The following is a 14,829-nucleotide window of genomic DNA, read 5'->3' on the forward strand; positions in this document are numbered from 1 at the left end:
CCCGGCTCAGTAGCCGACGTGGCGCTCGCAGACGATCGCGCCGCAACCGCGGCTGTCGTGATACGTAATATGAAACTGCTTGTTGTCCCACAGCCACTGGAACACGGCCTGGTAAACGCCGGCCGTGGTCATGTCGTGCAGCACGATCTTCTTGCGTGCCAGCGGGCCGAACCGGTTCAGTTCGGCGAGCGTCTGCTCGTACGTATGCGTGGTGTCGATGAACAACAGGTCGGATGCCAGCGGCTCCATCGCGAGATCGTCGGCGATCCTGAATTCGAAGTCGATCGACAGGTCTTTCGCCGCCTGCTCCAATTCGGGCCGGATGTGGAAGTATTCGTCTGAGATGTCGACCGACACGAGGCGCTTCGGTTGCGCGAGCATGAAGGCCGTCGTGGTCAGCCCGGTAAACACGCCGAGCTCGAGGATGCTGTCGCATCCGACGGCCGTCTCCGTATAGAAGTCGAAGCGGGAAGGGCTGTCGCCGAGCCAGCCGATCGGCTCGATCTTGTACTGCAGGAACTCCATCCGCAGTTGTTGTAGCGTGCGCATCCTGTTTTCCTTGGCGAAGCGAATTCGAGGGTTGCAGCGGTCGCCGGACGCGGCCGGCCTCCCGTGGCGTCGGTTATTGTAGATCGCCGCTGCCGCACGGCCTAGCGCAGGCGCGGCGGCCCATGGCGATTACCCGCGCACCGGCATGGCAGGCCGCGCGGGAGGCCGCCATTATTTCGCGAGCGTCCGGTATGACACGAGGTCGTTGATCGGCCCGATTTCCGGCCCGGTCGTGCCGGGGCGCGTCGCGACCTGCACGACCTTCTCGAACATGATGATGAACGGCGAGTTCGCGAGCACGGCCTTCTGCAGCGCCTCGTAGCGCTGGGCGCGCTTCGCGGGCGACGGCTCGACGAGCGCGGCCTCGGTGTCCTTCGTCAATTGCGGAATGTCCCAGCTGTTGCGCCACGCGAGCATCTTGGTCGGTGACTGGTCCGAGTTGTCCGGATTCCATGCGAAGCCGCGCGCGTTGCTGTTCGGGTCCATGTAGTCGGGCGACCATTCGCCGACGAAGATGTCGTGCTGGCGCGCGCGGTACTTGCCGATCGCCTGTTTCGCATCGCCGGGGATCAGCTTCACGCGGATGCCGCCCTGCGCGAAGTTCGCCTGCAGCGCCTGCGCGATCTCGATGTACGGATAATCGTTCGGCATGTCCATCGTCACGTCGAAGCCGTTCGGCAAGCCGGCCTTCGCGAGCAGCGCCTTCGCCTTCGCGACGTCCTGCTTGTACGGCCGCGCGTTCAGCGTGCCGAGGAAGCCTTCGGGCAGGAAGGTTTCATGCACCTTGTAGGTCGTGCTGACGATGTTGCGCTGAATGCCGTCGTAGTCGACGAGCCATTTCATTGCCTGCTGCACCTCGGGTTTCGCGAGGTTCGGGTTCTTCGTGTTCAGGCTCAGGTACAGCAGCGCGGACACCGGCCACGACGCGACCTTGATCTTGCCGGCCTTCGTCAGCGCGGCGAGGCTGTCGGGGCTCAGGTTGCGCGCGGCGTCGACGTCGCCGTTCTCCAGCAGCAGCCGTTGCGCGGACGCTTCGGGCACGTGGCGCAGCACGATGCGTTTCATCGGGTACGGTGAGCGGTACTTGTCGAAACGCTGCAGCACGATGTTCTCGTTCGGCGTCCACTTGACGAGCTGGTACGGGCCCGAGCCCGCATCGTTGGTCCGGAGCCAGCCGCTGCCGAAATCGTTGCCCTGCTGGTGCGACAGCAGCAGTTTCTTGTCGAAGACCGACGCCGGGCACGCGCTCAGCACGTTGAGCACGAAGCTCGGCGCGTACTTGCGGTCGGTTTCGAGCACGACGGTCTGCGGGTCGATCACGCGCACCTTCTGCATCACGTTCGTCTTCGTGAGGCCGAGATCGGCGAGCACGCCGGCCGGCCCCTTGTCGAGCAGGATGGTGCGCTGCAGCGACCATGCGACGTCGTCGGCGGTCACCGGGTTGCCGGAATGGAACGTGAGACCGGGGCGCAGCTTGAACGTGTAGGTCAGGCCGTCGGCACTGACCGTCCACGATTGCGCGATCTGTCCGTCGAAGCGCGTCGGGTCCCTCAGGTCGACGCGCACCAGGCGTTCGTAGGTATTCGCGACGTACTCGGACGGCACCAGTTCGTAGATCCCGCTCGGGTCGAGGGTCGTGAATTCGCCGAGCTGCGTGGCGACGACGAAGATGCCGGGCGGCGTGGCAGCCTGCGCCGGCAGCGCCGGAACAAGCGCGACGAGCGCGGCGCTGACGAACAGCCGGGACAGCAGGTGCTTCATGCGGGTTTTCTCCGAGTAACCCCGTTCTTCACGACGGGGAGTGAAAAGGGGGCAGCCGAATGGCTAGGCCTTCAAGGCTTGAGGCAGACGCGAGCCTATGACATGGTGTGAGGCATGGACATCAAGCGCGCCTATCGATTTCGGTTTTACCCAGTGCCCGAGCAAGAAGCGATTCTAGCCCGGACGTTCGGATGCGCGCGCTTTGCGTATAACCACATGCTGCGAATGCGCGCCGATGCGTGGCAGCAGCGCCAGGCACGTGTCGGCTATCACGAAACCTCCGCCGCGCTCACCGCGCTGAAGAAAACCCCCGAGCATGCGTGGCTGAACGACGTCAGTTCGGTTCCGCTCCAGCAGGCGTTACGCCATTTGCAGACGGCGTTCACAAACTTCTTCGCCAAGCGTGCGAAATACCCAAACTTCCGGCGCAAGGACGGCGCGCAATCGGTCGAGTATACGGCGAGCGCCTTCAGGTGGGACGGGACTTCGCTGAAGCTTGCGAAGATGGATACGCCGCTCGCGATCCGCTGGTCACGCACGATTCCGAAAGGAGCGAAGGTGACGACCGTCACGGTGTCGAGAGACACTGCCGGTCGATACCACGTATCGATGCTTTGCGACGACGTGGCATCGGCAAAATCGGAATCGACAAGCAAGGTCGGAATCGACTTCGGATTGACAGATTTTGTCGTTCTTTCGACGGGCGAGAAGATCGCTGCGCCGAACACGTTTCGCAAGAACGAAGCCAAGCTCGCTACGCTGCAACGGCGACTGGCAAGAAAGCAACCCGGTTCCGCCAATCGCAAGAAGGCGAGACTCAAAGTCGCACGCATGCATGCTCGGATAGCAGATTGCCGCAGGGACTTCCTGCACAAGCTTTCGACCCGGTTGATCAACGAAAACCAAGTGATCGCCGTCGAGAGCCTTGCCGTGAGCCACATGCTGAAGAATCGAAGACTCGCGAAATCGATCAGCGATGCAGGTTGGTGGGAATTCGCGCGGCAGTTGACGTACAAGGCCGCGTGGTACGGCCGCGTATTAATCAGTATCGACCGCTGGTATCCGTCCAGCAAGCAATGCTCAGGCTGCGGGCATACCGTAGCCAAGCTGCCATTGAAGGTGCGTGCGTGGGTTTGCCCGGGATGTAGCGCAAGCCATGACCGCGACGTCAACGCTGCGCGCAACGTTTTGGCCGCCGGACTGGCGGTGTCAGCCCATGGAGAAAGCGCAAATCCCATGTCTCGTTGAGGCGATGTCGGGTTGCATTCGGTGAAGTGGGAATCTCCCTCCTTCGGATGGAGAGCAGTCAAGCGGGCTCCATCGAAAGGGAATCGTGGGTGCGATTCTCTCATCGACGGCGACCCGGATGAAAATATTCGGCGTGCGCGCGGTGGCGCGCAGGAGCGGCCGGGGCGGGCGCCCGGCGCCGGAAGGCGTCAGATCACGCAGCGCGCGATCGCGAAGCGCATCGCTTCTTCGGGCGGCTCGCTGCCCGAACCGCGCACGACCTTGACGACCGAACCGTTGCCCGACGGCGTGAGCGTGACGAAGTACGAATTCGATCCGATCGAGATGTCGGTCACGCCGTTGTGCTGCGACTGCTCGGTTCCTGACAGACGGCTGTCGAGGCAGTTGGCGATCGCGTACGCCGGGCGTTGCGACGACACGTAGATCATCGGCGCTGCGCCGGATGATGAGGCCGAGTCGGACGAGGGAGCGGAGCCGCAGGCGGCGAGCAGGGCGGCGGGAAGGAGCAGCAGGAATCGTTTCATGGTCGGTCGTCGAGTGTCTCGTATCGAGGCTGGGGCGCGGGGGAGGCGAAACGCGAAGCTTCGCGACGAAACCGCCCGGAATCGGGCCGTTTTGACGGTCGACACGGCGGGCGGTTGACGACGGAGTATACCCGCGGCATTTGACACGAATGTCACGCTGAAACGAATCGATACAACAAGCACCCGCTGCCAGACCACGGCAGCGGGCGTTTCAGGTGAGGGCGCTTGGGCGCTTGTTGTGGTCGCTTACTGGCCGATCTTGTGGCTGACCGAATTCTCTTGCTGGTTCAGCACGCGCTGTTCGCTCTTGGTGATGTGGCTGTGATCCTGCGCAGCCATGTCCCGCTCTTCCTGGCGGATCTTATGGTCGTCACGGTGCAGGCGCGCGGCCTGTGCGTGCGACATCTCGCCCTCCTTCACTTCGTGATGGATGCGGCGATTCTGGTTCGCGAGGCGCTGGTTGACCTCTTCGCGGCGCGGATGCGCCTGCTGCCACTGCGTGTCGGCAAACGCGGTGCCGGTCAGCACCGACATCAGGGTGGCGGCAATCGCAAGTTGGCGGGTAAGGGCTCGCATGGTGTTTCTCCTGTCGTTGTGCGTCCGGATCGTGGGCGCTTGACGAAAAAACGCGGAGCGGGCCCCGGCTGTTGACGTTTCCGCCTGTATCGATTGCAAGTCTTTATTACGTCTGCTGTTTGCGGCGCGGGCGGCGACGGGTCAGCTGAGCCGGTAGGACGGCCCGGGCGTCACTTCCGCCGGCAGCGGCTCGCGGTTCAGTTCGAGCAGCGAGCGCTCGATCTGCCGCGTGATCGCATCGAGCGCGAGATGGTTCGGCCCGTCGCCGAACGGTTCGGCGATCGCATGTGCGATCGCGTCGAGCGCGATCAGCGTATACGCGACGAACACGGTGACGAATGGCGTCGCCGCGCCGATCGAGTCGACGAGGCCGAACGGCAGCAGCACGCAGTACGCATAGATGGTCCGGTGCAGCAGCACGTCGTACGAGAACGGGATCGGCGTCGACGCGATGCGCTCGCAGCCGCTCACCATCGCGACGAGCTCGTCGAGGCGCGCGTCGAGCATCCATAGCCGTGTGTCGGCGAGGCGGCCCGCATCGGCGCGCGCGGCGAATGCTTCGCGCAACCCGTGCACGATCGCGACCGGGCGGAACCGGGACGCGGCGATGCGCGCGTACGTATCGTCGTCGAGCAGCCCGCGCAGGTCGCCGGCCGGATCGGTGCCGCGCAGTTGATGCTTCAGCGCATAGACGAACGCGACGACCGTTCGCACGAACGTGCGCCGTGCGGCGTCGTCGCGGTCGATCGCGTCGTAGCAGAGCGCCTGCGACACGAGGGTGCGCGTGGCGGTCAGCACGCCGCCCCAGAGTTGCCGCGCCTCGCGGTAGCGGTCGTAGCTCGCGTTGTTGCGAAACCCCGCGAAGATGGCCAGCGTGAGCCCGATCAGCGTGAACGGCGTCGGGTTCAGCGGCACCTTCTCGCCGAGCACGCGGCCGCCGCCCCACACCGCGACGAGGCTGATCGCGAGCGTCAGCACGAGCTGCGGCAGGATGGTCGGCAGCACCGAGCCGTTCCAGACCAGCAGCATCCGCAGCCAGTGCTCGCGCGGACGAACGATCATCGTCGTGCTCCGTCAGGCGGCGATCGATACCGGCGCGACCGCGCGATGCAGCAGCACGGGCACCGACTTCGACGTCGGCGTGTTGCACACGTCGCCGACGCTGTCGAGCGGCACGAGCGGGTTGGTTTCCGGGTAGTACGCGCCGATGCAGCCGCGCGGGATGTCGTACTCGACCAGCAGGAAGCCGTCCGCGCGCCGCTCGATGCCGTCGTGCCACACGGTTTCCATGTCGACCCAGTCGCCGGCCTGCAGGCCGAGCATCGCGAGATCGTCACGGTTGGCGAACACCACGCGGCGCTGGCCGAACACGCCGCGATAGCGGTCGTCGAGCCCGTAGACGGTCGTGTTGTACTGGTCGTGCGAGCGCGTCGTCATCAGCGTCATCAGGCGCTCGCCGTGCAGCGCGCGGGCGCGCTGGATCGGCGTGTCGGTCGGCAGCGCGTGCGCGATGAAGTTCGCCTTGGCCGTCGGCGTGAGCCATTCGCGGTCGCGCGATGCGACGCGCAGGTGGAAGCCGCCCGGCCGCGCGATGCGCGTGTTGTAGTCGTAGAAGCCGTCGAGCGTCGCCTCGATCGCGTCGCGGATCTTCGCGTAGTCGTCCTTGTACGCGAGCCAGTCGATCTTGCCGCTGCCGAACAACGCGTGGCCCATGTGCGCGACGATCGCGGGCTCCGACATCAGGTTCGGCGACGCCGGCTTGTTCATCCCGTACGACACGTGGACCATGCTCATCGAATCCTCGACCGTCACGCCTTGCGCGATGTTGTCCTGGAGGTCGATCTCGGTGCGGCCAAGCGTCGGCAGGATCAGCGCGTCGCGGCCGTGGATCAGGTGGCTGCGGTTCAGTTTCGTCGTGATATGCACGGAAAGATCACAGCGGCGCATGCCATCCCACGTGCGCGGCGTGTCGGGCGTCGCCATCGCGAAGTTGCCGCCGAGGCCGATCAGCACCTTCACATGGCCTTCGAGCATCCCCTCGATCGTTTCGACAACGTCGTAGCCGTGGTGGCGCGGCGGTTCGAAATCGAACACGTGGCCGAGCCGGTCGAGGAACGCCTGGCTCGGTTTTTCCTCGATGCCGACCGTGCGGTTGCCCTGCACGTTCGAGTGCCCGCGCACCGGGCACAGGCCCGCGCCGGGTCGGCCGATGTTGCCGCGCATCAGCATCAGGTTCGACAGCATCTGCACGGTGGCGACCGAATGCTTGTGCTGCGTGATGCCCATGCCCCACGTCGCGATCACGCGCTCGCTGCGCGCATAGAGCTGCGCGAGGCCGTCGATCTGCTCGTACGGCACGCCGCTTTCGGCCGTCAGCGCGGACCAGCTTTCGTTGCGCAGGTCGTCGGCGAACGCGTCGAAGCCGGCCGTGTGCTCGCCGATGAACGCGGTGTCGAGCACGCGCGGCGCACCGGCGGCGCGCGCGGCGTCGTCGAGTTCGAGCACGCGCTTCGCCATCCCCTTGATCAGCGCGAAATCGCCGCCGATCGTCGGCTGGATGAACGTCGATGCAATCCTGGTGCCCGACATCGTCAGCATCTCGAGCGGGCTTTGCGGATCGGCGAAACGTTCGAGGCCGCGCTCCTTCAGCGGGTTGATCGACACGATCGTTGCGCCGCGCTTCGCGCATTCGCGCAGCTCGCCCATCATCCGCGGATGGTTGGTCGCCGGGTTCTGGCCGAAGATCAGCAGCGTGTCCGCGTGCTCGAAATCGTCGAGCGTGACGGTGCCCTTGCCGACGCCGACCGAGGCCGGCAGCCCGCGGCTGGTCGCCTCGTGGCACATGTTCGAGCAATCGGGGAAGTTGTTCGTGCCGTACAGCCGCACGAGCAGCTGGTACAGGAATGCCGCTTCGTTGCTCGCGCGCCCGGACGTGTAGAACGCGGCCTGGTTCGGGTCGGGCAGTGCATGCAGGTGGCGTGCGATCAGCTCGAACGCGTCGTCCCACGCGATCGGCACGTAGCGGTCGGTCTGCGCGTCGTACACCATCGGGTCGGTGAGCCGGCCGTGCTGTTCGAGTTCGAAGTCCGACTGTTCGAGCAATTCGGTGACCGTGTGCGCGGCGAAGAATTCGGGCGTCACGCGCTTGCTGGTCGCTTCGGCGGCCACGGCCTTCACGCCGTTTTCGCAGAATTCGAACGTCGATGCGTGCTGGCGGTCGGGCCACGCGCAGCCGGGGCAGTCGAAGCCGTCCGGCTGGTTCTGGCGCAGCAGCGTGCGGTAGTTGCCGCCCGCGACCTTTTCCTTGATCAGGTTGATCGTGACGGCTTTCAGCGCGCCCCAGCCGGCTGCCGGGTGGGTGTACGGTTCGATGCGCGCGGTGGCGGATTTCTTTTTCATGATGCAGCGGGTGTCAGAGTCGATGGCTGCAGAGTACGCGGGGCGCCCGCCGGGCTGTGTGTACACCTGTTCACTTCAAAAAAGAGTACAGTTTCGGCCATTCAGACAGTGCGGATCGCAACTGTGTTGTTGAATGGAAATTGAAAGGAAGGCGCGTGAAGCGTTACGAACAACTGGCCGACGATCTCCAGGCGCAGATCGAGCGTGGCGTGTACCGGCCCGGCGAGCGGATCCCGTCGGTGCGGCAGGCGAGCCGGCAACAGCAACTGAGCGTCACGACCGTGCTGCGCGCGTACCTCGTGCTGGAAAGCCGCGGCCTGATCGAAAGCCGGCCGCAGTCGGGTTATTTCGTGCGGGCACGCGCGTCGGCGCCGGCCGAGGCCGAGCTGCACACGTCCGCGCCGGCCGCCGAACCGTCGGCCGTGGACGTGAGCCGGCTCGTGCTGTCGACGCTGCGCTCGATCGCGCGCGACGACGCGGTGCCGCTCGGCTCGCCGTATCCCGATGCGTCGCAGTTTCCGGTGCAGCGCCTCGCGCGCTATGCGCAGACGATCGGGCGCCGCCGCACGCGCTGGGGCGTGATCGACGATCTGCCGCCCGGTAACCAGGAACTGATCCGCCAGATCGCGCGGCGCTATGCGGAGCGCGGGATCGCGGTCGAGCCGGGCGAGATCGTGATGACGATCGGTGCGACCGAGGCGATCAACCTGTGCCTGCAGGCCGTCGCGAAGCCGGGCGACACGATCGCCGTCGAGTCGCCGACGTTCTACGCGATGCTGCACGCGATCGAGCGGATGGGCATGCGCGCGCTGGAAGTCGCGACGCACCCGGGCGACGGCATCGATCTCGACGCGCTCGAACGGATCCTCGAGCGCGAGCGCATCGCCGCGTGCATGGTGATGCCGAATTTCCAGAATCCGCTCGGCTTCCAGATGCCCGACGCACGCAAGCGCGCGCTCGTCGAGTTGCTCGCGAAGCACAGCGTGCCGGCGATCGAGAGCGACGTCTATCACGAGCTGCACTTCGGCGACACGACGCCGAGCGCGCTGAAGTCGTTCGACCGCGACGGGCTCGTGCTGCATTGCGCGTCGTTCACGAAAAGCCTGTCGCCGCGCTACCGGATCGGCTGGGCGATGCCGGGCCGCTACCGCGACCAGGTCGAGAAGCTGAAATTCCTGAACACGCTCGCGACGCCCGCGATCGAGCAACTCGCGATCGCCGAGTACCTGAAATTCGACGGCTACGATTTCCACCTGCGGCGCATGCGCAAGCAGTACGCGCAGCAGGCGAGCCTGATGAGCGCGATGGTGCGGCGGTTCTTCCCGGAAGGCACGCGGCTGTCGCAGCCGCAGGGCGGGTATGTGTTGTGGGTCGAGCTGCCGCCGCAGGTCGATGCGATGAAGCTGTATGCGCTTGCGCTCGCGCAGCGGATCACGGTCGGGCCCGGGCACATGTTCTCGGCGGGCACCGATTACCGGCATTTCATCCGGCTCAACTACAGCTACCCGTGGTCGCGGCAGATCGAGGACGCGCTGAAGGTGCTGGGGCGGCTCGCGTCGGAGTGCGCGGCGCGCTGAGCGCCGCGGTGCCGCGGTGCTCGGTCGCGGGCGGCGACCGGCAACCGGCCGCCGTGTCGTGTATCAGCCCGCGTGCGGCGCGTGTTGCCCGGCTTGCGCGGCGCCGGCCATCTGCCGCATGTCGAAGCCCGACGGATGCTGGTACACGCGCAGGCCGAACTCCGGCAGCACCGCGATCAGGTGGTCGAACAGGTCGGCCTGGATGGTTTCGTAGTCGACCCACGACGTCGTATCGGTGAAGCAGTACAGTTCGAGCGGAATGCCTTCGGCCGTGAGCGGCAACTGGCGTGCCATACAGGTCATGTCGCGGCGGATGCGCGGATGGCCCTTCAGGTAGTTCACGACATACGCGCGGAACGTGCCGAGATTCGTCAGCTGGCGGCGGTTCGCCGGGCAGTCGCCGGCCGCGCCGAGCGTGCCGTTCCACTGCTCGATCGCGTCGACCTTGTCCTCGAGATAGTCCTTCAGCAGCGTCAGGCGCTCGAGCCGTTCGATCTCGTCGTCGGCGAGAAAGCGTACGCTCGTCGCGTCGACGAACAGCGCGCGCTTGATGCGCCGGCCGCCCGCTTCGGTCATCCCGCGCCAGTTCTGGTAGCTCTCGGTGATCAGTTTCCAGGTCGGCACCGTGATGATCGTGTGGTCGAAGTTCGCGACCTTGACCGTATTCAGCGTGATGTCGATGACCGTGCCGTCCGCGCCGGCCGACGGCATCGTGATCCAGTCGCCGATCCGCAGCATGTCGTTCGACGACAACTGCACGCCCGCGACGAGGCCGAGCAGCGTGTCCTTGAAGATCAGCATCAGCACCGCGGACATCGCGCCGATGCCGGACAGCAGCAGGCCGATCTGCTTGCCGGTCGCGTCGCCGATCACGACGAGCGCGGCCGTGATGAACATCACGAGCTTGACGAGCTGCATCGCGCCTTTCAGCGACAGGCGCGGCTGATCGCGCTGATGCGTGCGGTGCGTGTGTTCGAGCGCGGACAGCGTTGCGCTGATGGTCATCGTCACGAGGAACACGATCAGCGCGAACAGCACCTTGTCGGCGGCCTGCGCGGCGCGGTCCGGAATGCCGGGCACCGCGCCGAGCCCGAGCTTGATCACGACGAACGGGACGATGCGGTTCAGCCACTTGAACGCGCCGAACTCGAACAGCGCGTCGTCGACGCGCGTGGCGGACAGCCGTGCGAGCCGCGCCACCACGCGAAACAGCAGGAAATGGACGGCCGCGGTGATCGCGCCGGCGGCGGCGAGCAGGACGAGGATGCCGACGAGCGGCGCAAACGAAGCTTCATTCAGGGTCATGGGGCAAACGGGGCCTGCTGGTGCGTTGAATCGGCGCCGCGATGCGGCGCGTGCCCGGCGAAGGGCACATGAAAGGGACCGTGATTGTGCCATCGGGTTCCGGACGTGTGCCGTGAATGTGCGTCGCGCGGCTCCTGAATATCCTCACCATTGTGCAGGTCTCCTCTGTATTCCGGTGATGGCGAATGGCGAACCGGCATCACCGCAAGCCGATGCGTACGCCTGTCGCCGGATGCATTTTATTGAGTCCCGCGATCGGCTCGAAGCCGCTACGGCGGGCCTTCGCGGGTGAAGGCGCCCGGCCTGCGATTCATGCCATCATGCCGGCATCGCAAGCGTTACCGGTGTGTCGCTCGCGGTTGCTTGCGCCCAATCCGGCGACGGTGAGCGACACGCAACGTGTTCGCGCACTTGCCATGCGATGCCTGCTCGGGGCACGATGCGCGAACGACTTCGCGAACCACGTCACTTCGTATCCACGCATTTCACGCATGCAAGATTCCAACGAAAGCCGTCCGTCAGGCGTGCGGCTGCTGAAAGGCATCCTCCCGATCCGCCGCGCGGCGGCCATCCGCGACATCTTCGCGGGCATTTCGCTCGCGTCGATGGATATCCCGCAAGTGCTCGGCTACGCGCGCATCGCCGGCATGCCGGCCGTCACGGGCCTCTATACGGTGTTCCTGCCGCTCGTCGCGTTCGCGTGCTTCGGTGCGTCGCGCCATCTCGTGGTCGCTGCCGATTCCGCGACCGCGACGATCTTCGCGAGCCGGCTTTCGTCGATGGCGCCGGCCGGCAGCGCCGAATACGCGGCGCTGGCCGGCATGGTCGCGCTGCTGACCGCCGCGATGCTGCTGCTCGCGCGGATCTTCAAGCTCGGCTTTCTCGCCGATTTCCTGTCGCGCACTGTGCTGGTCGGTTTTCTTGCCGGCGTCGGCGTGCAGGTGTCGATCGCGATGCTCGGCGACATGTTCGGCTTAGCCGTGCCGTACCCGGCGTCGCGCAGCCTTGCGCAGCTCGACTATGTCGTCACGCATCTGGTCCACGCGAACGGGCCGACATTCGCGCTCGCGGCCGCCGTCGTCGTCGCGATTCTCGCGTGCAAGCGGTTCCTGCCGCGCGTGCCGATGCCGATGATCGCGGTCGCGGGCAGCATCTCCGCGAGCTACGCGTTCGGTTTCGCCGCGCACGGCATCGCGCTGCTCGGGCCCGTCGCGGGCGGGCTGCCGCCGCTGTGCTGGCCGTCCGTCACGTGGCAGCAGTTTCTCGATCTCGTGCCGGTTGCCGCGTCGTGCTTCGTGATGATCATCGCGCAGAGCGCGGCCGCCGCGCGCGTGTTCGCGCAGCAGTACGGCGAGGACGTCGACACCAATGCCGACATCCTCGGCCTCGCGGCTGCGAATGCGGCCGCGGCGGTCGGCGGCGCGTTCGTCGTCAACGGCAGCCCGACGCAGACGGCGATGGCCGATGGCGCGGGCGTGCGCAGCCAGATCGGGCACCTTGCGTTCGCCGCCGTCGTGGTTATCGTGCTGCTGTTCCTCAGCACGTATTTGCAGTATCTGCCGCACGCGGTGCTGGCCGGCATCGTGTTCACGATCGCACTCGGGCTGATCAACGTGCGCAGCCTCGCGGCGATCCGCAAGGAAAGCCCCGGCGAATTCACGCTCGCGCTGGTGACGGCCGCGGCCGTCGTGACGGTCGGCGTCGAGCACGGCATCCTGCTGGCGATCGCGCTGTCGCTGATGCGGCACGTGCGGCACAGCTACCAGCCGCACACGATGGTGCTCGAACCCGTCGCGGGCAACGGACGGTGGCTGCCGGTGCCCGCGCGGCCCGGCTCGATGACGGCGCCGGGGCTGATCGTCTACCGGTTCGGCTCCGACCTGTTCTTCGCGAACGACCATCTGTTCGCGGGCGAAGTGACCGAGCTCGTCGATGCGGCACCGGTGCCGCCGCGCTGGTTCATCGTCGATGCGGGCGCGATTACCGACCTCGATTATTCCGCCGCGCGGACCTTGACCGATCTCGTCAAGACGCTGCACGCGCGCGGGATCGGCGTGTTGTTCGGCCGCGTGAACCGCTACCTGCGCGCGGACATGGACCGTCACCGGATCACGGAGATCGTCGGCGCGTCGTGCATTTTCCCGACGCTGCATCAGGCGCTGGAGGCGGCGGGCACGACGCCGGCGCCGCAGGAGCCGGGCACCGTGTAACGCGAGCCGGCCCTAGGCGGCCACGCGCAAGCGCGCGAAGCCGTTGCGCAGGTGGCGGGCCAGTTCCGTCGCGGCCGGCGTGCGCTGGCCGCGCGGCAGATGGAGGTTGATCGCGAAGTTCGGCAGCGCGGGCAGGCCGCTGCCGGCCGGCAGGATGTCGAGGTCGGCCGGCACGGTGGATGCGAGCCAGACGGTCACCGCGAGATCGGCACGCACGGTCGCGGCCGTCGCGTCGATGCTGCCGTTCTCGAACAGGGTGCGCCATGCGCGATCGCAGTCGCGCAGCGCGTCGAGCACCGTCGGGCGGAACGCGCAGGTCTGCGCGACCATCGACACGGGCAGCGGCGTGTTCCGGTGCGCGGTGCCGCCTTTCGCGCCGACCCAGACCAGACGGTCGACGGCGATGCACTCGCCGCGCGACGACCCGACCGGCGCCTCGATCAGTGCGACATCGAGATCGCCTTGCGCGAGCCCCCGGCGCAGTTCCGGCGACGCCGCGCACACGAGCGTGAGCGCGACCTGCGGATGCGCCTGCGCATACGCTTTCAGGATCGGCGCGAGACAGGTGCCGACGAGATCCTGCGGTGCGCCGAGACGAACGGTGCCTTCGACCGCGCCGGCCGTCAGGTCGGTCAGCAGCGCATCGTGCACGGCGAGCAGCCGGCGCGCCTGCTCGAGCAGACGCTCGCCGGCCGCCGTGAGCAGCAGGTTGCGATGCTCGCGGACGAACAGCGGGCCGGACAGCGTTTCGAGCCGCGCGACCTGCTGGCTGATCGCGCCTTGCGTCAGATGCAGCGCATGGCTGGCCGCCGTCATGCTGCGATGATCGGCGACCGTGACGAATGCGCGCAGCAGCGCGATGTCGAGATTGCGTGCCATGCGTCGCATTATGAATGCTAATGGCAGGCATAAAAAGCTTTCGCTGTCGTGATGTGAGGATCGCGGGTAAAAACGGAGCTTCGACGACGACAAACGGGAGCCTCCGTGCCGCTTCGCGACTACCTGCCGCTGATGCTGTTCGTGATCGTGTCCACCGTGACGCCGGGCGGCGCCACGACGCTCGCAACCGCGTCGGGCGCTCATTTCGGCTATCGGCGTTCGCTGCCGTTGATGGCTGGCATCGCGGCCGGCCTGGCGTCGATGGCGGCGGCCGCCGCGGCCGGGCTCGGCGGCGTGCTGCTTGCGCTGCCCGCGTTGCAGCTCGCGATGAAGGCGGCCGGTTCGGTGTATCTCGGGTGGCTGGCCGTGCGCATCGGGCGCGGCGGCAAGCCCCGGCTCGACGCCGCCGTGCACCGGCCGCAAGGGTTTGTCAGCGGCGTCTGGATGCTCTGGCACAACCCGAAGGGCTGGGCGATGACGCTCGGCGCGGCCGCGTCGTTCGCCGCGCTCGCGTCCGGCCCGGCGCGGCTCGGCCTGTTGCTCGGGCTGGCGTTCGGCGTGGCCGCGATGGCATCGCTGTCGCTTTGGTGTTTCGCCGGGCTGCTGCTCGCGCGCGTGTTGCGCACCGAGCGGCAGTGGCGTTGCCTGAATGCCGGGCTCGGCGTGCTACTGGTGGTGTCGATCGTGCCGATGTGGCTGCGGTAGCGACGCTGCGCGCGCCGCACGCAGCGGTTCGCGCTGAACCTGGACACTGCGCCGCGCGGCGCGCGCAGCGTCGCTACCGCAGCCACATCGGCACGA

The 14,829-nt window shown here is 66.6% G+C and carries 12 protein-coding genes; 4 read left to right on the forward strand and 8 right to left on the reverse strand.

Features of this window, described 5'->3' with window-relative positions:
- Positions 1-6 precede the first annotated feature (6 nt).
- Together VL15_RS18530 and VL15_RS18535 are read right to left on the reverse strand one after the other, a co-directional pair.
- Positions 7-549, reverse strand: coding sequence for a class I SAM-dependent methyltransferase (locus VL15_RS18530; protein WP_155420254.1), 543 nt, complete (start codon positions 547-549; stop codon positions 7-9).
- 171 nt (positions 550-720) lie between these two features.
- Positions 721-2,310, reverse strand: a complete 1,590-nt coding sequence (locus tag VL15_RS18535) for an ABC transporter substrate-binding protein (RefSeq protein WP_048247518.1) — start codon at positions 2,308-2,310, stop codon at positions 721-723.
- 114 nt (positions 2,311-2,424) lie between these two features.
- Between VL15_RS18535 and VL15_RS18540 the strand changes: the two genes are divergently transcribed.
- Positions 2,425-3,558: an RNA-guided endonuclease InsQ/TnpB family protein gene (locus tag VL15_RS18540; RefSeq protein ID WP_048247520.1), complete on the forward strand. Its 1,134-nt coding sequence runs from the start codon at positions 2,425-2,427 to the stop codon at positions 3,556-3,558.
- Positions 3,559-3,746: 188 nt separating this feature from the next.
- Here the strand turns inward: VL15_RS18540 and VL15_RS18545 are convergent, their stop codons facing one another.
- The 4 genes from VL15_RS18545 to VL15_RS18560 all read right to left on the reverse strand — a co-directional run bounded on the left by VL15_RS18545 (position 3,747) and on the right by VL15_RS18560 (position 8,057).
- On the reverse strand, positions 3,747-4,082 hold the full coding sequence (locus VL15_RS18545; RefSeq protein WP_048247522.1) for a sugar ABC transporter ATPase: 336 nt from the start codon (positions 4,080-4,082) through the stop codon (positions 3,747-3,749).
- A gap of 246 nt (positions 4,083-4,328) precedes the next feature.
- Entirely contained in the window at positions 4,329-4,658 is a 330-nt protein-coding gene (locus VL15_RS18550) for a hypothetical protein (RefSeq protein WP_048247524.1), read from the reverse strand.
- A gap of 141 nt (positions 4,659-4,799) precedes the next feature.
- On the reverse strand, positions 4,800-5,720 hold the full coding sequence (locus tag VL15_RS18555; RefSeq protein ID WP_048247526.1) for a bestrophin family protein: 921 nt from the start codon (positions 5,718-5,720) through the stop codon (positions 4,800-4,802).
- Positions 5,721-5,732: 12 nt separating this feature from the next.
- Complete coding sequence (locus VL15_RS18560) at positions 5,733-8,057, reverse strand: FdhF/YdeP family oxidoreductase (protein ID WP_048247528.1); 2,325 nt, start codon at positions 8,055-8,057, stop codon at positions 5,733-5,735.
- Positions 8,058-8,212: 155 nt separating this feature from the next.
- Between VL15_RS18560 and VL15_RS18565 the strand changes: the two genes are divergently transcribed.
- Positions 8,213-9,634 (forward strand): PLP-dependent aminotransferase family protein, encoded by a 1,422-nt coding sequence (locus tag VL15_RS18565; protein ID WP_048247530.1) that lies wholly within the window; start codon positions 8,213-8,215, stop codon positions 9,632-9,634.
- A gap of 63 nt (positions 9,635-9,697) precedes the next feature.
- Here VL15_RS18565 and VL15_RS18570 read toward each other — a convergent pair whose 3' ends face one another.
- Positions 9,698-10,939, reverse strand: coding sequence for a mechanosensitive ion channel family protein (locus tag VL15_RS18570; RefSeq protein ID WP_048247532.1), 1,242 nt, complete (start codon positions 10,937-10,939; stop codon positions 9,698-9,700).
- Between the two features lie 491 nt (positions 10,940-11,430).
- On the opposite strand from VL15_RS18570, the gene VL15_RS18575 reads away from it, so the two are divergent.
- Positions 11,431-13,149, forward strand: a complete 1,719-nt coding sequence (locus VL15_RS18575; RefSeq protein WP_048247533.1) for a SulP family inorganic anion transporter — start codon at positions 11,431-11,433, stop codon at positions 13,147-13,149.
- A gap of 12 nt (positions 13,150-13,161) precedes the next feature.
- On the opposite strand, the gene VL15_RS18580 is transcribed toward VL15_RS18575, so the two are convergent.
- Entirely contained in the window at positions 13,162-14,037 is an 876-nt protein-coding gene (locus VL15_RS18580; RefSeq protein WP_048247535.1) for a LysR substrate-binding domain-containing protein, read from the reverse strand.
- Between the two features lie 96 nt (positions 14,038-14,133).
- On the opposite strand from VL15_RS18580, the gene VL15_RS18585 reads away from it, so the two are divergent.
- Positions 14,134-14,733: a LysE family translocator gene (locus VL15_RS18585; protein ID WP_080970872.1), complete on the forward strand. Its 600-nt coding sequence runs from the start codon at positions 14,134-14,136 to the stop codon at positions 14,731-14,733.
- The last annotated feature ends 96 nt before the right edge of the window (positions 14,734-14,829 follow it).

This window comes from Burkholderia cepacia, assembly GCF_001039005.1.
GTDB classification, from domain to species: domain Bacteria; phylum Pseudomonadota; class Gammaproteobacteria; order Burkholderiales; family Burkholderiaceae; genus Burkholderia; species Burkholderia theae.

What these genes read in the sequence shown, in the direction of transcription:
- VL15_RS18545 (WP_048247522.1), bottom strand. Translation starts at nt 4,082, where the DNA reads ATGAAACGATTCCTGCTGCTCCTTCCCGCCGCCCTGCTCGCCGCCTGC.
- VL15_RS18555 (WP_048247526.1), bottom strand. Translation starts at nt 5,720, where the DNA reads ATGATCGTTCGTCCGCGCGAGCACTGGCTGCGGATGCTGCTGGTCTGG.
- VL15_RS18540 (WP_048247520.1), top strand. Translation starts at nt 2,425, where the DNA reads ATGGACATCAAGCGCGCCTATCGATTTCGGTTTTACCCAGTGCCCGAG.
- VL15_RS18530 (WP_155420254.1), bottom strand. Translation starts at nt 549, where the DNA reads ATGCGCACGCTACAACAACTGCGGATGGAGTTCCTGCAGTACAAGATC.
- VL15_RS18580 (WP_048247535.1), bottom strand. Translation starts at nt 14,037, where the DNA reads ATGCGACGCATGGCACGCAATCTCGACATCGCGCTGCTGCGCGCATTC.
- VL15_RS18570 (WP_048247532.1), bottom strand. Translation starts at nt 10,939, where the DNA reads ATGACCCTGAATGAAGCTTCGTTTGCGCCGCTCGTCGGCATCCTCGTC.
- VL15_RS18575 (WP_048247533.1), top strand. Translation starts at nt 11,431, where the DNA reads ATGCAAGATTCCAACGAAAGCCGTCCGTCAGGCGTGCGGCTGCTGAAA.
- VL15_RS18550 (WP_048247524.1), bottom strand. Translation starts at nt 4,658, where the DNA reads ATGCGAGCCCTTACCCGCCAACTTGCGATTGCCGCCACCCTGATGTCG.
- VL15_RS18560 (WP_048247528.1), bottom strand. Translation starts at nt 8,057, where the DNA reads ATGAAAAAGAAATCCGCCACCGCGCGCATCGAACCGTACACCCACCCG.
- VL15_RS18535 (WP_048247518.1), bottom strand. Translation starts at nt 2,310, where the DNA reads ATGAAGCACCTGCTGTCCCGGCTGTTCGTCAGCGCCGCGCTCGTCGCG.